Annotated in this window: 21 protein-coding genes; 11 read left to right on the top strand and 10 right to left on the bottom strand. The window is 55.2% G+C overall.

Features of this window, described 5'->3' with window-relative positions; genetic code table 11:
* Positions 1–108: 108 nt before the first annotated feature.
* Positions 109–1,257, bottom strand: a complete 1,149-nt coding sequence (locus ACYVAC_RS07060; RefSeq protein WP_461096894.1) for a Gfo/Idh/MocA family protein — start codon at positions 1,255–1,257, stop codon at positions 109–111.
* Positions 1,258–1,339: 82 nt separating this feature from the next.
* Between ACYVAC_RS07060 and ACYVAC_RS07065 the strand changes: the two genes are divergently transcribed.
* The 5 genes from ACYVAC_RS07065 (at position 1,340) to ACYVAC_RS07085 (ending at position 5,565) form a co-directional block, all read left to right on the top strand.
* Positions 1,340–1,945, top strand: a complete 606-nt coding sequence (locus tag ACYVAC_RS07065) for a nucleotidyltransferase family protein (protein WP_461096895.1) — start codon at positions 1,340–1,342, stop codon at positions 1,943–1,945.
* 58 nt (positions 1,946–2,003) lie between these two features.
* Positions 2,004–2,417, top strand: a complete 414-nt coding sequence (gene ruvX / locus ACYVAC_RS07070; protein ID WP_461096896.1) for a Holliday junction resolvase RuvX — start codon at positions 2,004–2,006, stop codon at positions 2,415–2,417.
* Between the two features lie 104 nt (positions 2,418–2,521).
* A complete protein-coding gene (def, locus tag ACYVAC_RS07075; RefSeq protein WP_461096897.1) occupies positions 2,522–3,094 on the top strand; it encodes a peptide deformylase in 573 nt (190 codons plus the stop codon).
* Positions 3,095–3,097: 3 nt separating this feature from the next.
* Positions 3,098–3,895, top strand: a complete 798-nt coding sequence (locus ACYVAC_RS07080; RefSeq protein ID WP_461096898.1) for an amidohydrolase — start codon at positions 3,098–3,100, stop codon at positions 3,893–3,895.
* A gap of 143 nt (positions 3,896–4,038) precedes the next feature.
* Positions 4,039–5,565: a DUF4301 family protein gene (locus tag ACYVAC_RS07085; protein ID WP_461096899.1), complete on the top strand. Its 1,527-nt coding sequence runs from the start codon at positions 4,039–4,041 to the stop codon at positions 5,563–5,565.
* 68 nt (positions 5,566–5,633) lie between these two features.
* Here ACYVAC_RS07085 and ACYVAC_RS07090 read toward each other — a convergent pair whose 3' ends face one another.
* Positions 5,634–6,119: an RrF2 family transcriptional regulator gene (locus ACYVAC_RS07090; RefSeq protein WP_461096900.1), complete on the bottom strand. Its 486-nt coding sequence runs from the start codon at positions 6,117–6,119 to the stop codon at positions 5,634–5,636.
* Positions 6,120–6,628: 509 nt separating this feature from the next.
* Positions 6,629–7,771: a cystathionine gamma-synthase gene (locus ACYVAC_RS07095; protein ID WP_461096901.1), complete on the bottom strand. Its 1,143-nt coding sequence runs from the start codon at positions 7,769–7,771 to the stop codon at positions 6,629–6,631.
* Positions 7,772–7,867: 96 nt separating this feature from the next.
* Between ACYVAC_RS07095 and ACYVAC_RS07100 the strand changes: the two genes are divergently transcribed.
* Complete coding sequence (locus tag ACYVAC_RS07100; RefSeq protein ID WP_461096903.1) at positions 7,868–8,539, top strand: TVP38/TMEM64 family protein; 672 nt, start codon at positions 7,868–7,870, stop codon at positions 8,537–8,539.
* Between the two features lie 14 nt (positions 8,540–8,553).
* On the opposite strand, the gene ACYVAC_RS07105 is transcribed toward ACYVAC_RS07100, so the two are convergent.
* Positions 8,554–9,402 (bottom strand): alpha/beta fold hydrolase, encoded by an 849-nt coding sequence (locus tag ACYVAC_RS07105; RefSeq protein ID WP_461096904.1) that lies wholly within the window; start codon positions 9,400–9,402, stop codon positions 8,554–8,556.
* Positions 9,403–9,433: 31 nt separating this feature from the next.
* Here ACYVAC_RS07105 and ACYVAC_RS07110 point away from each other — a divergent pair, with 31 nt between their 5' ends.
* From ACYVAC_RS07110 to ACYVAC_RS07120, 3 genes are all read left to right on the top strand, one after another.
* The gene (locus ACYVAC_RS07110; protein WP_461096905.1) at positions 9,434–9,904 is read left to right on the top strand and encodes a MaoC family dehydratase; all 471 of its coding nucleotides are present in this window, start codon (positions 9,434–9,436) and stop codon (positions 9,902–9,904) included.
* 76 nt (positions 9,905–9,980) lie between these two features.
* Positions 9,981–11,150 carry an acyl-CoA dehydrogenase gene (locus tag ACYVAC_RS07115; RefSeq protein ID WP_461096906.1) on the top strand — a complete coding sequence of 390 codons (1,170 nt, stop codon included), beginning with the start codon at positions 9,981–9,983 and terminating at the stop codon, positions 11,148–11,150.
* Positions 11,151–11,324: 174 nt separating this feature from the next.
* Positions 11,325–12,251 (top strand): AraC family transcriptional regulator, encoded by a 927-nt coding sequence (locus ACYVAC_RS07120; protein WP_461096907.1) that lies wholly within the window; start codon positions 11,325–11,327, stop codon positions 12,249–12,251.
* Positions 12,252–12,342: 91 nt separating this feature from the next.
* On the opposite strand, the gene ACYVAC_RS07125 is transcribed toward ACYVAC_RS07120, so the two are convergent.
* The 5 genes from ACYVAC_RS07125 to ACYVAC_RS07145 form a co-directional block, all read right to left on the bottom strand.
* Positions 12,343–12,774, bottom strand: coding sequence for an energy transducer TonB (locus ACYVAC_RS07125; protein WP_461096908.1), 432 nt, complete (start codon positions 12,772–12,774; stop codon positions 12,343–12,345).
* A gap of 3 nt (positions 12,775–12,777) precedes the next feature.
* Positions 12,778–13,527 (bottom strand): phosphoglycerol geranylgeranyltransferase, encoded by a 750-nt coding sequence (locus tag ACYVAC_RS07130; RefSeq protein WP_461097010.1) that lies wholly within the window; start codon positions 13,525–13,527, stop codon positions 12,778–12,780.
* Entirely contained in the window at positions 13,505–14,026 is a 522-nt protein-coding gene (locus ACYVAC_RS07135) for a hypothetical protein (RefSeq protein ID WP_461096909.1), read from the bottom strand. The genes ACYVAC_RS07130 and ACYVAC_RS07135 overlap by 23 nt, the downstream gene beginning before the upstream one ends.
* A gap of 70 nt (positions 14,027–14,096) precedes the next feature.
* Entirely contained in the window at positions 14,097–14,504 is a 408-nt protein-coding gene (locus ACYVAC_RS07140; RefSeq protein ID WP_461096910.1) for a phage holin family protein, read from the bottom strand.
* Between the two features lie 169 nt (positions 14,505–14,673).
* Positions 14,674–15,060 carry a TraR/DksA family transcriptional regulator gene (locus tag ACYVAC_RS07145; protein WP_461096911.1) on the bottom strand — a complete coding sequence of 129 codons (387 nt, stop codon included), beginning with the start codon at positions 15,058–15,060 and terminating at the stop codon, positions 14,674–14,676.
* 330 nt (positions 15,061–15,390) lie between these two features.
* Between ACYVAC_RS07145 and ACYVAC_RS07150 the strand changes: the two genes are divergently transcribed.
* Both ACYVAC_RS07150 and ACYVAC_RS07155 read left to right on the top strand, forming a co-directional pair.
* The gene (locus ACYVAC_RS07150; protein WP_461096912.1) at positions 15,391–16,665 is read left to right on the top strand and encodes a Glu/Leu/Phe/Val family dehydrogenase; all 1,275 of its coding nucleotides are present in this window, start codon (positions 15,391–15,393) and stop codon (positions 16,663–16,665) included.
* 102 nt (positions 16,666–16,767) lie between these two features.
* Entirely contained in the window at positions 16,768–17,433 is a 666-nt protein-coding gene (locus ACYVAC_RS07155) for a phosphatidylserine decarboxylase family protein (RefSeq protein ID WP_461096913.1), read from the top strand.
* Between the two features lie 47 nt (positions 17,434–17,480).
* On the opposite strand, the gene ACYVAC_RS07160 is transcribed toward ACYVAC_RS07155, so the two are convergent.
* Positions 17,481–18,290, bottom strand: coding sequence for an SMP-30/gluconolactonase/LRE family protein (locus ACYVAC_RS07160; protein ID WP_461096914.1), 810 nt, complete (start codon positions 18,288–18,290; stop codon positions 17,481–17,483).
* Between the last annotated feature and the right edge of the window lie 172 nt (positions 18,291–18,462).

Genomic DNA, 18,462 nt, shown 5'->3' on the forward strand with positions numbered 1-18,462 from the left:
TACAAAGGTGAAAAAAAAACGGGGCACTTTACAGCGCCCCGCCCCAACGGCACCCCGTTTTGGGGCTTATTTTTAAATTTTTTTATCAATGAACCGATACCAGCACCACTATTGTCCCTGCCGGGCCAGCTGATCGGCGGCCATGGCTGTCTCCAGCGAGGTCAGTCCGTTGGCTTCGCTGATAATGCGGTGCGTGTCAGGGTACTGAATGCCGGTGGCCTGGTCGCGGAACATCAGCCGTAACAGTTCGCTGTAAAGGTGTTGTTTCTCGTCGCCAAAGCCATACCGAATTTCGATCTGCTGGTAGGCTTCGAACGTTTTATGTCGCCCTTTGAGCACCCGGTCTTTACCGCCGATGTTGGCTGTTACGTTGAGTTGCGCCCCGGGAAACAGATCGAGCAGGGCCCGGGTCGTTTCTTCGTCGGCCACGCAGCGCATCACCAGCCGCGTGGGCACCCATTCGTGCAGGGTTATGTCGCCCCGTTCAAACAGCAGCCGCATCTCCTGCCGATCCATACGGCCAGTCTGCGTAAAGCCGTGGTAAAAATTAACCAGCTTGCGTCCGGTCGTATCGTCGCCGTATTCGACTGTGGCCTGCACCTGGTCTTCGATGTCGTTGCTGTTGGGGCGCTTCAGAATCTGGGCCGACTTAACCGTGCCCTCGCCGAGCCAGCCCGCAAACATATCGAAGAAGTGAACGCCATGTTCGATAAAAATGCCCCCGCTCTTGCTGCGGTCCCAGAACCAGTGTTCCGGCGAGAGGCCCTCGTCGCCCGCGTAGTTTTCGAAGTACCCGTGCAGAAATTCGCCCAGCAGCTTTTTGTCGATCAGGTGCTTGATGCGGGCATACATGGGATTGTAGCGCTGCATCAGGTTGGTTACCATGAGCAGTCCCTTGCTGGCCGCCGTTTCGATCATGTGCCGCCCCTCGTCGGGGTTCATGGCCAGCGGTTTTTCGCAGATCACGTGCTTGCCGGCATTGAGCGCCAGCATACCCTGCTCATAATGCATGAAGGGGGGGGTAGCAATATAGACCAGATCCACGTCCGGGTGGTTCACCAGTTCGTCCAGGCTGCCCAGTTGTTCGGCGCCGTAGCGTCGGGCGGTGGTAATGGCTTCTTCGCGCTTCGAGCCAGCGATGGCGACCAGCCGGGTATGCGGTATCTGCAAAAACTGCTGTACCGCAAACAGGCCAAAACCACCCATACCGATCACACCAATGCCAATGCCTTTTTCGTTCGGTGTCTGATTTTCCATTACGTTGCGTTTGTATCTGTCAGAACAACACCCGGCTACCGGGTTATGTTACTAAACTGCCCATCATAACCCCACTATCGCTATGGCTATTGCCACCATCCTGCTGGCCGCGGGTGCCTCGAGCCGACTCGGTGGCCCGGCCAAACAGCTTTTTCAAATCGGCAGCGAGTCGCTTGTTCGGCACATGGCCCGGCTGGCCCTGGCCCTGGCGGCTGGCCCGGTCGTGGTGGTGGTGGGCGCCCGGCGCGCCGACATCGAAGCCGAGCTGACCGATCTACCCGTTCAGGTGGTTGCCAACTCAACCTGGGCCGATGGTATGGCTTCTTCACTGCAGGCCGGCCTGCGCGCCCTCGACGCCGAAACCACCGATTCGTTTCTGGTACTGCTCACCGACCAACCGTATGTCGGCCTGCCGTTGCTCCGGCAGCTCATCGACACCCAGCGCCAGACTGGCCGCGGCATTGTGGCCAGCCGCTACGCCGAGCCCGGCGGCCATCTCGGCGTGCCTGCCCTGTTCGACCGGCACTACCGGGCCGAATTTCTGCGGCTCACCGGCGATGTGGGCGCCCGCAAACTGATCCGGCAGTACGAGGCCGACTGCGCCGAGGTGCCGTTTCCGCTCGCTACCATCGACCTCGACACGCCCGACGACGTGCGCCGGTGGCAGGCGCAGCAGGCCCAGCAGTGAAGGAGCCGTTTGCATAAACTGCCCAAAACCAGCCCAGTCTTCGTACCTTTGCTACATTATGGCCAGACTGCTCGCAATCGATTTTGGTGCCAAACGAACCGGTATTGCGGTTACCGATCCGCTGCAACTGATTGCGACGGCCCTCGAAACGGTGCCCACCCATCAGCTGCTGGCGTTTCTAAAGGCGTATACCGAGCGCGAGCCGGTCGACGCTTTTGTGGTTGGCCTGCCCCGCCGACTCGACGGCACCGATACCGACAATACCCCGCGGGTGCGCCGGTTCGTAGCGCTGTTGCAGAACGCTTTACCGGCCATTCCGGTTTATTGGCATGACGAGCGGTTTACATCGGCCATGGCCCTGCAGGCGATGATTGCCGGTGGCACGAGTAAAAAAGACCGGCGGGAGAAAGGCAACATCGACAAAGTCAGTGCGGTCATTATCCTGCAGTCGTATATGGAAAGCAAACAGTAAGGTGCGCGGCTACGGCCTGTCGCGGGTGCTGCCGGGTTGGTCATCGGCCCCACGGTGGCCTCCGAACGATTGGTGACGAACCCCTCAAACCAAAAATCGCAGAAATGATCCTCCCCATTGTTGCCTATGGTGATCCGGTACTCCGGAAACGGGCAAAAAACATCGAACCCGGCTCGATCGACGTAAAGGCGCTGAGCGAAAACATGTTCGAAACCATGTACGAAGCCTCGGGTGTCGGGCTGGCCGCTCCGCAGATCGGACAGAGCATTCGGCTTTTCGTGGTCGACGGTGAGCCCCTCAACGACGACGAAAAGGAAGAAGACGTCGACCCCTCGCTGGTTGGCTTCAAAAAAGTCTTTATCAATCCCGAAATTATCGAAGAAGCCGGCGACGACTGGGGCTTCGAAGAAGGCTGCCTGAGCATTCCCGGTATCCGGGGTGAGGTGTTCCGGCCCGAAATTGTGGTGATCCGCTACTTCGATACCGACTGGAACGAGCACGAAGAAGAATACGACGGCATGGCCGCCCGCATCATCCAGCACGAATACGACCACCTTGAGGGCAAACTCTTTACCGATTACCTGCCCAGCCTGCGCCGGCAGCTGATCAAGAAGAAGCTGGCCGACATTACCAAGGGACGCACCGATGCCGACTACCGGATGAAATTTCCGAAATAAGCCATGAACATCACCCTCCTCCAGCCCGACCTGTACTGGCACGACCCCGTGGCCAACCGCGCCATGCTGGAGGAGCAGCTGGCAGGCCTCCCGGCCCCTACCGATCTGATCGTGCTGCCCGAGATGTTTACTACGGGCTTTACGATGGAAGCCGCCACCGTGGCCGAACCCATGAACCTGACCACCTTCCGGTGGCTGCAGCAGATGGCGGCCCAATCGGGGGCGGTGGTAACGGGGAGTTACGTGGTGAAACTACCGGGCAAAGCGGTAGGCCCGCAGTATGTGAATCGACTGATCTGGATGCAACCCGACGGCCAGTTCGACTGCTACGACAAGCGGCACCTGTTTCGGATGGCAGGCGAAGATGCCGTTTACCAGCCCGGCCGGCAGCGGCTTATCAAAACCTGGAAAGGGTGGCGCATCTGCCCCCTTATCTGTTATGATCTGCGCTTTCCGGCTTTCAGCCGCAACCTGCCCACCCCAACCGAACCGTTTGCCTACGACCTGCTGCTCTACGTAGCCAACTGGCCGGCTGCCCGGCGCAATGCCTGGAACGTGCTGCTCCAGGCGCGGGCCATCGAAAACCTCAGCTACGTGGCCGGTGTCAACCGCGTCGGTACCGACGGTAACGGTCACCCTTACACGGGCGATACGGCCCTGATCGATTTTCGGGGTGAGGTGCTCTTCCGACAGACCGACACGCCCGGTGTGCACCAGCAGACGCTGTCGATGGCTGATCTGCACGCCTTTCGGGCGGCCTTCCCGGCCAACCTCGACGCCGACGCCTTTACGCTGCACTAGCGGCTGTCTAGTCTGATTGCTTACGGCACTACTCCGCCAGCCAACAGGCCCGGCTAGTAAGCCCATGCGCATTTGTTTGCGTAGCGTTGCCTAAATCCGCAACTTGCCTCTCATTCCGAAACGCCTTATTTTTTCTTACCCGTATGTCGTTTACCCAACAGGATCAGGCACAAATTGAAACGCAGGGAGTTACCCTGGACCAGATCAACGAGCAGATTAATCATTTCGTCACCGGTTTCCCTTTTCTGAACGTGATCCGGGCAGCCACCGTGGGCGACGGCATTGTACACATCGACGACAACCAGCTGACGGCTCACCTGCGCCGGTTCGACGAAGCGGCCGATTCCAAACAACTGGTGAAGTTTGTACCGGCCTCGGGCGCAGCGACCCGGATGTTTAAATCGCTGTTTGCCGCTCTCGACGGCAAGTTCGACAAAGCGACCGACGCTTTTTTTGCCAACCTGCCCGCGTTTGCCTTCTACGACGATCTGAAGGCGGCCATGGCTGCCGGCGGGGTCGATCTCGATGAAGCCGTAGCGGCCGACGACCGCAAAACCGTGCTTCGGTACCTGCTCACCAGCGATGGCCTCGACTACGGTAATTTGCCAAAGGGCCTGTTGAAGTTTCACCAGTATGCCGATGGTCCCCGCACACCGGTAGAAGAACACCTGGTTGAAGGGGCGGCCTATGCCAACAGCAACGGTATCGTCCGGATTCATTTTACGGTATCGCCCGAACACCGCGAGCGCTTCGAAACGCTCATTGCCGCCGAAAAAGCCGACTACGAAGCCTGGCTCGGCGTTACGTTCGATATCTCTTTCTCTGAACAGAAAAAATCGACCGACACGATATCAGTCAACCTCGACAACAGCCCGTTCCGCAACGCCGATGGCACCCTGCTGTTCCGGCCAGCCGGTCACGGCGCGCTGATCGAAAACCTTAACGATATCAGTGCCGACATCATCTTTATCAAAAACATTGATAACGTGGTGCCCGACGAGATCAAGGAAACAACGATCTCGTACAAAAAGGCGCTGGCGGCTGTGCTGATGGATGCTCAACAGCAGATTGCCCGCATGCAGAGCCTGATCGAAGGGCCAGGCGGTGATGGCAACGACGTGAGCGATGGCTACCTGGCCGAAGCCGACGAACTGCTGCGCCGGACGTTGTTTACTCTTCCTCCCGACGATTTCGATGGCTGGGACAAAACCCGCAAACTCAGTTACCTGCGCCAGAAGCTCGATCGTCCGGTGCGGGTGTGTGGCATGGTCAAAAATGTGGGTGAGCCGGGTGGTGGTCCATTTTGGGCACGTAACGACGACGGGTCGGTGTCGCTGCAGGTAGTCGAGTCGGCACAGATCGATCTCGACAATCCACAGCAGAAAGAACTCTTCGATACGGCCACTCACTTCAATCCTGTCGACCTGGTCTGCGGGGTCAATGACTACCATGGCCGCAAATACAATCTGCCCGACTACCGCGACCCCAAAACGGGTTTTATCACGGCCAAGTCGAAAGACGGCAAAGATCTGAAGGCGCAGGAGTTGCCCGGTCTCTGGAACGGAGCCATGGCCAACTGGAACACCATTTTTGTCGAAGTACCGCTCATTACGTTTAACCCCGTCAAAACGGTCAACGATCTGCTTCGGCCCGAGCACCAGCCTGCCTGAGCCCACTGACTAGTCACAAAAAAAAGCCGTCGCTACTACCACGACGGCTTTTTTTATGACACCGTATATCAAAGGGCAACCTGCGCCGATTCGTCGCTGCTGACCAGCTCGCCCGCGGGCGATACGCTGACCTGCTCCCGGTTTTGCTGCTGAAAACTGAGCAGCGTGGTGTTTTCATATACACTCAGGTTGGCGTCCCGGACACGCTCCATAATGGGTTTGAGGGCACAGGTAATTTCATCGGTACAGTCGTCGCAGCGCACGTAGAAATTAAACGATACGCAGGGCGTTGGCGCAATGGGCCCATCGATCACACGCAGCACCTGCGCCAGATTAACCCGACTCGGATCGACGCGGAGCAGGTACCCCCCGCCCTTCCCTTTTTGGCTTTGCAGGATTCCATGATTTCGAAGTTCGAGCAGAATGGCTTCCAGAAACTTTTTAGGAATATTCTCCCGGGCAGAGATGTACGAGATCAGCACGGGACCTTTGCCGTACTCTTCGGTAAGAACTTTAAGCGCCTTGATGGCGTACTTGGCTTTTTTCGAAATCATGGTTACGGTGAATTAACAGGTAGGAACTGGCGTAATCCTCAGGCGCCACACGGCACCCGTTTCATCAGGTTAAGCACGGCAGGCTGTATAAACCGGGTAGGCCCGAAATACCACCATATTGCCGTTCATCACTCAAATATATTTATTTTCAAATTTTTTCTACATGCTTATTCACCGACACCCTACGGCGAACATCCCTATTTGTCAATGGGCTTTACGGAGTATTAGACGGGTGCAGGTTCACCAAGGTTACATGTTTCTGACCGCAAACCCGCTATTTGCCTGCCAGGCCAACCAGCAACGTTTCTAAAAACCAGCTCTATTCGTCAGAAAAAAGTTTTATCGGTGCCAGCAGCACCGCCACTTTTTTTTAATGCATCCTTAATGAGCCCTTCTTTTTCAGCGTAGAAATACTCAATAAATTGCCTGATTACAAAAAGCAGACCAGCCGACAGAATTACTTGAGTAGTCTCGACCAGTCTGCTAAACAGATGCCTGTTACCTGGGCATTAGTCGCCAATGGCCTGGGCCAGATCGGCAATCAGATCATCGGCATCTTCGATACCAACGCTTAGCCGGATCAGCGTGTCTTTCAGACCGTTTTTTTCCCGTTCTGCTTTCGGAATACTGGCGTGGGTCATACTGGCCGGGTGCGTGCAGAGCGATTCGACCCCACCCAGCGACTCGGCCAGTGAGAAAACAGTGAAGCTTTCCATCACCCGCAGGGCGTCGTCCATGCGATCGCCGGTCAGTTCGAACGACAGCATACCGCCAAATCCCCGCATCTGCCGGGTAGCCAGTTCATGACCCGGGTGATCGGGTAAGCCCGGGTAGTGTACGTGCCCTACTTTGGGGTGTTGCTGCAGATAGGTAGCCACTTTCAGCGCGTTTTCGCAATGCCGCTCCATGCGTATGTGCAACGTTTTAATACCCCGCAGTACCAGAAAACAATCCTGTGGCCCTGGTACGGCTCCACAGGCGTTCTGAATGAAAGCCAGTTGCTGCGCCGTGGCCTCGTCGTTGGTTACGATGGCGCCCATGACCGTATCGGAATGACCGCCGAGGTATTTGGTTGCCGAGTGAACGACCATATCGGCACCCAGGTCGAGCGGATTTTGCAGATAAGGCGAAGCAAACGTGTTGTCGACAACCAGTTTGATCTGCCGGGCCTGCGTGATGTCGGCAATGGCACGGATATCGACCAGCCGCAGCAGGGGGTTGGTTGGCGTTTCGATCCAGACCATTTTGGTGGCCGGGCTCAGGGCGGCTTCCAGATTCGCCGGATTGTCGAGCGAGACAAATTTGAAGGTCAGACCGAACTCCTGAAACACGCGTACCATAATGCGATACGTACCACCATACAAATCGCTGCTGGCAATGATTTCATCGCCTGGCCGAAACAGCTTCAGGATGGCGTCGGTAGCTCCCAGGCCCGAGGCAAAACAAATTCCATGCGCGCCGTTTTCGAGGGCGGCCAGGTTGTTCTGCAGCACCGTTCGGGTCGGGTTCTGCGTGCGGGCATACTCGTAGCCCTTATGCTTACCCGGCGACTCCTGCACGTAGGTCGACGTCTGGTAGATGGGCGTCATAATTGCGCCGGTAGTGGGATCCGGCTCGATGCCGGCATGGATGGCTTTGGTTGCGAAGTTCATTGTCAAATATAGTGAATCAGGCGACGAGCCTGGCTACAGCGACACCCGGCTGGTTAAGCCGTAAACTACCGGCCCCCTTTGCGGGTTACCACACCAGTGAATAAAGCCATTCTCCAGAAAATCACCGGCCCGGCCCTGCTCGGTATCGTCCTGTCGGTTACGCCCGTCGTGTTTACGTCGCTGCTGACGTATTATGCCATTGTGTACGAGCCTCAGATCCAGTCTTTCTCGGGCTGGGATTGGGCCCTGATTTCGCTGCTGTGCGCCATAACCTCGGCCGGGCTTACCCCGCCCACCATGCTGGCGCTTATTTTCGGCTATTTTCTGGGCTGGCAGGCCATTCTGCCCCTGTGTGTCATCAATCTGGGGGGTATTCTGTTTATTAACCTGCTGGTTCGCTGGATCGACCACGATCAGTTTCTGCGGTTTCTGCGCCGAAACCCGAAAGCCCAGTCGGTACTCGACCGTATTCTGGATAAAGAGCTGGAGGTTATTTTCTTCGCGAAGCTCTCGCCCATCCTGCCGTTCGGGCTTACCAACCTGCTGTTTGCCCTGTCAGGGGCCCGGCTCCGCAACATTCTACTCGGCGGTTTTCTGGGCATGGCTCCCCGCACGGCACTGGCTATTTTCAGCGGCCATGAAGCGCGCGAAATCCGGACGCTGCTCGAAAACCCGCGTCAGGGAATCTGGGGCGAAGTGGTTATCGGCGCGCTGGTTATCGTTTCGATCGCGGGGCTCTGGCGGGTCATTCAGAAAGCCATGCGGTAGGGCTGAACCGGGGCTCAGTTGTCGCGGGGCGACCAGTTGATCGGCTTGTCGTGGTTTTTCCGGCCGAGCCAGCCAGCCACCTTGTCGATCAGGCGGCCATGCCCCGACGGAATGAGGGTCAATTCGTAAACGGCCAGCTGGCGCGTGAGCGGCAGCAGATAGGCGGGCGGGATGATGTGGTCATACAGACCCATAAAAAATCGAACCGGCACCGCATGCTGCCTGAGTTGGGCGGCTACGACCGTGAGGTCGGGGCAGAGCTGCCGGAACCATACCCACGACTGATACACAAGTTTTCGTTGCGCGGGTGTGCCCAGCGATAGTTCGGCAAAGCGCAGCAGCGACCGATCGAGCAACCGGGCATTTACCAGCAGTTGCCCCACGTGGTACAGGATCGACAGGTGACGCAGCACAAACCCAAACGTGGCCCGCCCCAGCCACGTCGTCGTTGCCAGCCGGTACCACCGGGTGTAGGTGATCCCATCGGGCGCAATCAGTATGCATTCGGCCAGCCGGTTGCCAAAACGCTCGGTCAGCGACAGGGCAAAGCGGCCACCCAGGCTGAATCCCAGTAAGGCAAACCGGTATATTTGCTGATCGGCCAGAAAAGCCTCGATCAGCTCCCACCAGGTCTCCCGGCTCAGACAGACCGACTGGGGCAACGCACTACCGCCGTGGAAAAACAAGTCGATGGCATAAATAGTATAGCGATCGTCGGTTTGGGGCAACAGGGTTTCGAACACGGAACCGGTTTGCCCGAATCCGTGAAAAGCCAGGAGCGGCATCCGCCCCGACCCGATTACCACATACGAAAGCTGATAGGCCCCGTGGGTAAATGACCGCCCTGTCTGGTGTTTACTCATTCGTTCAAGTTGCATCCAACCCCCGTTATCTATGCGAATCATTGCCAATCTCGACGAGTTTTCAACCCTCGTCGGACAGTCGCTCGGCCACACCCCCTACCTTACCATTACCCAGTCGATGGTCGATCAGTTTGCCGAAGCGACCGGCGACCGGCAGTGGATTCATACCGACCCCGCCCGGGCGCGGGCCGAATCACCATTTGGCGCACCCGTTGCCCACGGCTTTCTGACCCTATCGCTGGCGCCCCAACTGCTGGCATCGCTCTACCGCATCGACTCGGTGAAGATCGGTATCAATTATGGAGCCAATCGAATACGATTTACACAGGCCGTACCCGTCGACAGCCAATTACGCTTACAGGCGACCCTGAAGCAGGTAGAACCGCAACCCGCCCCGGCTGGCCAACGCGGGCTCCGGGCCACTTTCGACTGCGTGTTCGAACGGGCCGGCTCCGACAAACCCGTTTGTGTGGCCGAGCTGATTAATCTGTTTTTCGAATAGTATGCGTGCATACTATTCGTCCAATAAATTCTTACCTTTACCTCATTATCTATCAACAACTAATTTCCCGATTCAGATGGCTACGGCAACGCTTGACCTACAGGGTCTGAATTTCAATTTATCGGAAGAACACCTCGCGGTTCAGGAAGCCGCCCGTGATTTTGCTCAGAACGAGCTGATGCCCGGCATTGTGGAGCGCGACAACGAAGCCCGCTTTCCGGCCGAACAGGTCAAACGTATGGGCGAACTGGGCTTTCTGGGCATGATGGTCTCGCCAGAGTATGGCGGGGGCGGCATGGACACCGTATCGTATGTGCTGGCTATGGAAGAAATCTCCAAAGTCGACGCGTCGTGTTCGGTCATCATGTCGGTCAACAATTCGCTGGTCTGCTACGGCCTCGAAGCGTTCGGTACCGAAGAGCAGAAACAAACGTACCTGACCCGGCTGGCATCGGGCGAAACCATCGGCGCGTTCTGCCTCTCAGAACCCGAAGCCGGCTCCGACGCTACATCGCAGGCCACTACCGCCGACGACAAGGGTGATCATTACCTGCTCAACGGCACCAAGAACTGGATTACCAACGGCAATTCGTCGGGCATTTGCCTGGTTATTGCCCAGACCGACCGTGAGAAAAAGCACCGGGGCATCAACTGCCTCATCGTGGAGAAGGGTACGCCCGGCTTCGTGGTGGGCAAAAAAGAAGACAAAATGGGGATTCGAGCCTCCGACACCCATTCGCTGCTCTTCACCGATGTAAAGGTACCCAAGGCCAACCGCATTGGCGATGATGGTTTTGGTTTCAAATTTGCCATGTCGACCCTCAACGGTGGCCGCATTGGCATTGCTGCGCAGGCCCTTGGCATCGCAGCCGGTGCCTACGAACTGGCCCTCAAATACAGTCAGGAGCGCAAGGCGTTTGGCAAACAAATCTTTGACCACCAGGCCATTCAGTTCAAACTGGCCGAGATGGCTACCAAAATAGAAGCCGCCCGCCTGCTTGTTTACAAGGCCGCCCGCCTGAAAGACGAGCACAAGGATTACGTGCAGGCAGCCGCCATGGCCAAACTGTTTGCTTCCGATGTGGCCATGTGGGCCACGACCGAAGCCGTCCAGATTCACGGTGGTTATGGCTATGTAAAAGAGTTTCACGTAGAGCGGCTCATGCGCGACGCAAAAATTACTCAGATCTACGAGGGTACTTCTGAAATACAAAAACTGGTTATCGCCCGTGAGCTGATTCGCTAGCTGTATTCTTGGTAAAGTAGTATTTTATGAAAGCCCGGCACGTATTCCCGTTGAATACGTGCCTTTTTTTATTTTTTTTTGAAACTTTTACGCCGATATTAGTTTTGTACAAATTATTAGTTTTGTGCAACTTTACGCACAGAAACCGAATTTCACGACACACTCCCTTCTGGCATGGAAGATTACAATAAAATCATCGAATCACTGGGCGTCAAGTTCATCAAAGCCCGTAATATCCGAATCCTTCAGCCAATCACGATCAAAAACTTCTACGATGTAGAGAATACCCTGCTGATTCTGTATAACGGAGAGGTATCGATTGGAGAAGAACGGATCAAGGTCGATGTCGGCGATATGCTGTTCATTCCCGGTGGGAAACACGTTACGGTTACCTACGGCGATCCATCGAACCCCAAGGTGGTTTCCAATGAAGAGTTCATGACCCACCGCGAGTCGTACTGGGAAGGCAACCACGACGCCAAGCTGATCGGTCACCTGCCCAACTCGTTCGGGTTTGTATCGTTCGAAGCCAAGGTGTTCGATTCGGTCAACTTCTTCAATTCGCTCGATGTGCCGCCCTTTATCATCAAGCGCGAAGAGCACCTGGCCAACACCATCGATCAGATTCTGGCCGAAGAAATGGCCGATCTGGCGGGCAAAGGCCGGATCATCAAGATAAAAACCGAAGAGATCGTTATCGAAGTAGTACGCTACATTCTGAAAAACCACCTCTTCGTTGAGCAGCTCGTCACCAACAGTACGTACTTCAAAGACCCTCGCCTGATCGACATCTTTGCTTATATCAAGGATAACCTGGGTGGCGACCTCTCGAACAAGGTACTGGCCAATGTCGCCAACGTTTCGGAAGATTATGTAGGGCAGTATTTCAAGATGCTGACCGGTATCAATCCGCAGGATTACATCGAGTACCAGCGCATGGAAGCCGCCGTTGGTCTGCTCCGGACCAGCAAGAAAAGCATTCGGGCAATTGGGGCGGAAGTGGGCTACAAAGACACCGCTTACTTCTGCCGACGCTTCAAAATGATGTTTGGTATTCCGGCGGGTAAAATGCGTCGGCGCGAGTCGCTGATGAACGTTTAGCCGATTCTATTCGATCAGCCTATAGTCGGGGCGTTGTATCGGCAGCCAGGCGCACAGGGTGTCCGGTTGCTGCTACAACGCCCCGCTCTGTTTACTTCACACTGATTTCGATAGGCAGGGTGTAAAACACCGGAACGGGCTGCTGATTAACCTCGCCCGGACGCCAGCGCGGCATTTTTTCCACGGCGGTAATGATCGTCGCCATGTACTCTTCCATACCCCGCCGTATCGATTTGTCGATAGGCTTCGTCAGCACGCGTACATCAGAGACCTGTCCGGTTTCATCGATGATGAATCGGGCCGATACAGGGCCCGTACCTGCGTTTTTGCGCAGCAGCGAGTTGGGGTAGCGAATGTGCTGAGCGAGGTAGTTGCTGAGCGCAGCCGACCCACCCGGAAACTCAGGGGCGCGTTCAACAACCGTATACACTTTACCAGTGCGCGTCTGCGCATGAGCAGGCACGGCACTTGCGCCTGCCAGCAGCAGGAAGAGGCAGGCCACACGGCGTAGCATCCGAATCATACGTTATTCCTGAAAAACAGCTTGGTTTACTTTCTGTACGGCTGCACACAGTTCGGGCAGCAGATCGGGGTTGCGCTCGATAGCCGTTCCGACCACGAGCAGGTCGGCTCCCGCCTGTAAGGCGTTGTAGGCCTTCTCGCCCGAATCGATGCCACCGCCCACGATGAGGGGCACGTCGATAACCCGGTTGACGGCCGAAATCATATCGGTCGATACGGGCCAGCGTGCCCCGCTGCCGGCATCGAGATACATGAGTCCCAGCCCGAGCATTTCGCCGGCCATAGCCGTACAGGCGGCCACATCGGGCTTGTTATGCGGAATTGGCATTGTCCCGCTAATGTAGGAGACGGTGGTCTGAGCACCACTGTCGACCAGCATATACCCGGTCGGCAAAATTTCGAGACCACTTTTTTTGAGCAGCGGAGCCGCCACGACGTGCTGACCGATCAGAAAATCGGCATTCCGGCCTGAGATAAGCGACAGAAACAGTACGGCATCGGCCGACGGGTCGATATGCAGCGGGTTACCCGGAAACAGAATCACCGGCCGGTCGCAATACTGACGAATCGTATCGATGACCTGCCGGTGAATATAATCGACAACCAGACTACCCCCGACCAGAATGAAATCGATCGGATAAGTCGCCAACTGCTGCATCAGCCCCGGAAGCACATCTGCCCCAACCTTATCCGGATCGAGCAAAATGGCAAGCGACTTCTGCCCACTGGCTCTACGCGTGCGAAGAGTAGTCAGTAAATTCGGTTGGTGTTTCAGTATGGTATTGACGTCCAATCGTTGGGCTGGCTGTTGATGTAGGCGCATTATTGGTACGAATTCGGTCAATGAAGCCGGTGAGCTGCTGACGGGCGATATTCGTTAGCACAGACGTGAGCAGACCACTGATGAGACCGGTAGCAGCGCCCGTTTTCTGAGCTGTCTCTTTCGTTTGCTTAACCTGCCGACGGCTGGCTGGTGTCAGCAGCGCTCCATCTTCATCGTAATCGTCTTCGTCAGGCTCACCATATTTCTCCGCAAACCGATACTCATCGGATTTTGGCAGTACGGCATTTACTACCAAATATACGGCTAAACTGACACCAGCAACAAAAGCGACGGTTTTGCCTACTTCGGTAGCATCTTCCCTGATCGATTCGACATTGTCGGTAATCGACGATTTGATGCGCTCGGTTGCGGCAATCAGTTGTGCCCGACGAGCGGTGGTATCAGCGAATAATACTTTGGGGTCTTCCATAAAAAAATGTTAATGTATGAGTATCGTTATAGAAAACTGGTTGTGCTCAGAAAAGCGGCTTTGTCGCGTTTTACTGAGCGGCATTGCCCGACGTTTTGTCCAGCAAATCTTTGACGATTTCGGATTTTTCGTGGACTTTATTCTCCTGATTTTTCTTGATGGTTTTATAGGCCATCAGTCGAATCCGGCTTTTCATAACGTCTTTTGCCATGGCCCAGATAAGCGTCATGATCAGAAAAAAACCGGCCACGATCAGAAAGCCCAGATAGCGGCTATCCGTTACTTCGTTCAGGTAGGCGGCCAGCAGACTGAACAGGAAAATAGTGGTCATCGTTGCCAGTAGCGCCAGCACAATGCCGTGGATGCCAACAACGACGCCTTCCTCAATCTTGCTGCGGGTCTCGAGTGTGAACAGTTCGATCCGTGCTTCCAGATAGCGGAATATATTTTCCCGAATTTCTTCGAGGTGCTCTAACATGGGTTTGCTGTTTAGTTTTTACTTATCTACTAATAAGGGTCGATATTGTTTGGGAAAGCTACCTTTTCGCCCCAAAAGCCCGTACTATCAGGCGTTAAACGCCACGGGGGGGCTGCCCGATCGGACAGCCCCCCCGTGGGTAGGCTATATAGGAAGCTACCTGAACCGCTTACCGCGACTGGCGTAGTTTAGCTTCAATGGTTTGCTGGGTATGCGGCACTGCCCGCAGCCGCTCTTTCGGAATCAGCTTGCCCGTGTCTTTGCAGATGCCATAGGTTCCGTTTTTGATCCGTACCATCGCTGCATCAAGCTGTTGTGTAAACTTCTGCAGCCGGGCTGCCAGCTGACTCAGGTTTTCGCGTTCGCTGGTGTCGGCGCCGTCTTCCAGCAGTTTAGAGTTGCCCGACGTATTATCCGTACCGCTATCATTACGCTTACTGAGCGTTTCCTTGATATAGTTAAGTTCGCTCCGGGTAGCTTCGAGTTTCTGACCAATGAGTTCTGCGAACTCTTTCAGATCCTCTTCCGAATAGCGCTTTTTTTCTTCCTGGATCATAGCAACCTGCCGTAATAGACTTTTAGTATACGATGAAAGTACAAAAATAGTACAATTCGCTTCGCTTATTCAACGTACAGCCGAATATCTTGGCATTTTTAGCATATTTTCCTGAATGGTCTGGACGCTTATAAACCTTTTTTTATTCTGCATACCGTTTAATAACTATTATACCGTTTGGCATTATACGCAATTTCCGATCGTTCGACTGCCTCCATTAATTTTATATTAATTCCAGAAAAAATATACCTTTCATAACATAGCTCAGCTTTTGTAAGTTTGCCTGACACTTCGTCTCTGAAAATAGTTTAGTACAGAAAAGTAATGGCTATGGGATACATTGAACCAGCACCAATAAAAGACAAAGAGAATCCACTCGAATCTATGATGTCGCGCTTCGACGCGGCTGCTCGTCTGCTCGGTATTTCAGATGAGATGTACGATATTCTGAAAGTGCCGGCCCGGCAGGTCATCGTTGGTTTGCCCGTAACGATGGACAATGGCAGTATCCGGGTTTTCGAAGGATATCGCGTTATCCACTCCAATATCCTGGGGCCATCTAAGGGTGGTATCCGGCTCGATCCGGCGGTTCACCTCGATGAGGTTCGGGCGCTGGCAGCCTGGATGACCTGGAAATGTGCCGTGGTTGATATTCCCTACGGGGGGGCCAAAGGCGGTATTGCCTGCAACCCGCGCGACATGTCGGCCGGCGAGATTGAACGGCTGATTCGGCAATACACCGTGGCAATGCTCGACGTATTTGGTCCCGACCGCGACATTCCGGCTCCCGATATGGGTACGGGTCCCCGCGAAATGGCCTGGATCGTCGATGAATACTCGAAGTCACGCGGTATGACCGTCAACAGTGTCGTAACGGGAAAACCCCTTGTACTGGGTGGCTCGCTGGGCCGTACTGAGGCCACGGGCCGGGGGGTTACGGTGGCTGCGCTGGCCGCTATGGACAAACTCCGTATGAACCCATACCGCTCTACAGCCGCCATCCAGGGCTTCGGCAACGTAGGTTCATTTGCGGCCGAACTGCTCCACGAGCGGGGCGTATCGGTGGTGGCCATCAGCGACATTTCGGGGGGTTATTACAACGAAAACGGCATCGATATCACGGCAGCCGTGGCTTACCGGAACGGCAACAAAGGTACGCTGGAAGGTTTCACCGGCGCCGGACGTATAACTAACGAAGAACTGCTGGCCCTGCCGGTTGATGTGCTGGTACCAGCCGCCAAGGAAGACGTGATTACCGAAGACAATGCAGCCTCGATTCAGGCCCGTATGATTGTCGAAGGTGCCAATGGCCCCACCTCGGCCAGTGCCGACGAAATCATCAACAGCAAGGGAATCATGGTGGTACCCGACATTCTGGCCAATGCAGGCGGAGTTACGGTGTCGTATTTCGAATGGGTTCAGAACCGAATCGGTTACAAATGGACACTCGACCGCATCAATCGCCGGGCCGACCGGGTTATGAAAGATGCCTTTGACCGGGTGTTCGAAACCTCCCAGAAATATCAGGTTCCCATGCGCCTGGCCGCTTATATCGTAGCCATCGACAAAGTAGCCAGCACCTACAAGTTCCGGGGCGGTTATTAACAGATTGTTGATTTCTGCGGTTCGATTTCCGATTTTTGCCCGGCCATCGTCGGCAGATGATGGTTTGACAAGTCAAAAAAATCGTAAACTCAACACGAATCCATGCGCCTACATCGGGAAGGATACACGATTATGCTTGTAACGGGACTGGTTCTGCTCGCGCTGAATCTGCTCGCTTACTTTTTCCTCTTCTCCGACAATTCGACGGCGATTGGGTTACTGGCAGTTGCCAGTTTGATCGTTTTTGTTCTGGTCGTACAGTTTTTCCGGATTCCTACCCGGCCACTTACTCTGAGTGAGCAGCATGTGATTGCGCCGGCCGATGGTACCATTGTCGTTATCGAAGAAACAGAGGAAAGCGAGTACTTTAAAGAGCGTCGCCGGCAGGTGTCTATCTTTATGTCGCCCCTCAACGTGCACGTAAACCGCAATCCCGTCACCGGCATTGTCAGTTATTTCCGCTACTATCCGGGTAAGTACCTGGTGGCCTGGCATCCGAAGTCGAGCACCGAAAACGAGCGGACAACGGTCGTTATTCGGCTGGCCAACGGGGTCGAAGTGCTGCTACGTCAAATTGCCGGCGCCGTAGCCCGCCGTATTGTCTGGTACGTAAAGGAAGGACAATCGGTCGATCAGGGCAACGAACTGGGCTTCATTAAATTTGGCTCCCGCGTCGACGTATTTCTGCCACTCGACGCTGAGGTAAAAGTAAAGATTGGCGATAAGACTAAAGGCGGGGTAACGGTTCTGGCCGACCTGAAAGCCTGACCATGCCTCGGGAAAGCTTCCCGAACCGAGTTTTACCGAAGGGTACGTTAAAGGGCAATGCTGAGCAATTGCCCTTTTTCTGTTTCTGTGACAACCAGACCCAACTGCCCCGAGGGATCGACAGTGCAGTTCGACGGATTTTTACCGGGCAATTCGATGGATCGGACAAAGTCGCCGTCGGTATTATAGACCCGGATCAGGCCGGCCCCAAATTCGGCAACATACAGCCGCCCGCCGGGGCCAGCGGTCATACCATCGGGGCCCGGTATGTCCTGCGGCTGCGCTCGACGATCGCCTACCGTTGCCCATACCCGGATATTTTCCCAACTGAGTTCGTGCTGATCCCAATAGCCCTCCCAAATCCGCTGCCGGTGTGTTTCGGCGATTAGCAGCGACGTTTCTTCCGGGAAGAAGGCCAGCCCATTCGGGTAGTCGAGCCCGTCGGCAATCACTTCGACCTGCCCATTGGTGTCGTAAACAGCCACGTAGCCGAGTGCATCGCCATCGGGCGGGCCGGGGCACGAAAAAATAAGGTTACCCGCGGGGTCGAAGATCAGATCATTTGGCATAGCCAGTGGCTCGCCGTTGATTGAATCCAGTACCGTTTCGATCTGCCGGGTCTGTATGTTCAGGCGTCGGATGGCGTTGTAACCTGAGTCGCAGAACCAGATGTAATCGCCCTGGGCTACCAGCCCGTTGGGCCGCCCGCCCGTGTGTATACGCATCTCACTGCCATCACGATCGCGGCAGAATAGACCCTGCCCCTCCTGCTCAACACACCACAGGCAATTCGTTGAATCAAAACACGGGCTTTCCGGAAACCGGAGCCCTGAAACCAGTACACGTACGTCTTCCATAAAAGCCCGATCAGGTTGTCAGTCAACCCCCCATTCACACACACCGCCCCTGCAGAAAAAGGAACTTATTAACGACTTATTAATAGACAAGCTATAACCCCGTCGCTTTGTTCGAGAATGACCGCAAACCTACTAACAGAAAGGTATGTAGCAGGGTACCAGTGGCTCAGTA

Source organism: Spirosoma luteolum (genome assembly GCF_054778875.1).

Bases quoted from the DNA above. Each gene is read 5' to 3' on its own strand.
- ACYVAC_RS07060 (WP_461096894.1), bottom strand. From the start codon at position 1,257: ATGGAAAATCAGACACCGAACGAAAAAGGCATTGGCATTGGTGTGATC.
- ACYVAC_RS07065 (WP_461096895.1), top strand. From the start codon at position 1,340: ATGGCTATTGCCACCATCCTGCTGGCCGCGGGTGCCTCGAGCCGACTC.
- ruvX (WP_461096896.1), top strand. From the start codon at position 2,004: ATGGCCAGACTGCTCGCAATCGATTTTGGTGCCAAACGAACCGGTATT.
- def (WP_461096897.1), top strand. From the start codon at position 2,522: ATGATCCTCCCCATTGTTGCCTATGGTGATCCGGTACTCCGGAAACGG.
- ACYVAC_RS07080 (WP_461096898.1), top strand. From the start codon at position 3,098: ATGAACATCACCCTCCTCCAGCCCGACCTGTACTGGCACGACCCCGTG.
- ACYVAC_RS07085 (WP_461096899.1), top strand. From the start codon at position 4,039: ATGTCGTTTACCCAACAGGATCAGGCACAAATTGAAACGCAGGGAGTT.
- ACYVAC_RS07090 (WP_461096900.1), bottom strand. From the start codon at position 6,119: ATGATTTCGAAAAAAGCCAAGTACGCCATCAAGGCGCTTAAAGTTCTT.
- ACYVAC_RS07095 (WP_461096901.1), bottom strand. From the start codon at position 7,771: ATGAACTTCGCAACCAAAGCCATCCATGCCGGCATCGAGCCGGATCCC.
- ACYVAC_RS07105 (WP_461096904.1), bottom strand. From the start codon at position 9,402: ATGAGTAAACACCAGACAGGGCGGTCATTTACCCACGGGGCCTATCAG.
- ACYVAC_RS07110 (WP_461096905.1), top strand. From the start codon at position 9,434: ATGCGAATCATTGCCAATCTCGACGAGTTTTCAACCCTCGTCGGACAG.
- ACYVAC_RS07115 (WP_461096906.1), top strand. From the start codon at position 9,981: ATGGCTACGGCAACGCTTGACCTACAGGGTCTGAATTTCAATTTATCG.
- ACYVAC_RS07120 (WP_461096907.1), top strand. From the start codon at position 11,325: ATGGAAGATTACAATAAAATCATCGAATCACTGGGCGTCAAGTTCATC.
- ACYVAC_RS07125 (WP_461096908.1), bottom strand. From the start codon at position 12,774: ATGATTCGGATGCTACGCCGTGTGGCCTGCCTCTTCCTGCTGCTGGCA.
- ACYVAC_RS07135 (WP_461096909.1), bottom strand. From the start codon at position 14,026: ATGGAAGACCCCAAAGTATTATTCGCTGATACCACCGCTCGTCGGGCA.
- ACYVAC_RS07140 (WP_461096910.1), bottom strand. From the start codon at position 14,504: ATGTTAGAGCACCTCGAAGAAATTCGGGAAAATATATTCCGCTATCTG.
- ACYVAC_RS07145 (WP_461096911.1), bottom strand. From the start codon at position 15,060: ATGATCCAGGAAGAAAAAAAGCGCTATTCGGAAGAGGATCTGAAAGAG.
- ACYVAC_RS07150 (WP_461096912.1), top strand. From the start codon at position 15,391: ATGGGATACATTGAACCAGCACCAATAAAAGACAAAGAGAATCCACTC.
- ACYVAC_RS07155 (WP_461096913.1), top strand. From the start codon at position 16,768: ATGCGCCTACATCGGGAAGGATACACGATTATGCTTGTAACGGGACTG.
- ACYVAC_RS07160 (WP_461096914.1), bottom strand. From the start codon at position 18,290: ATGGAAGACGTACGTGTACTGGTTTCAGGGCTCCGGTTTCCGGAAAGC.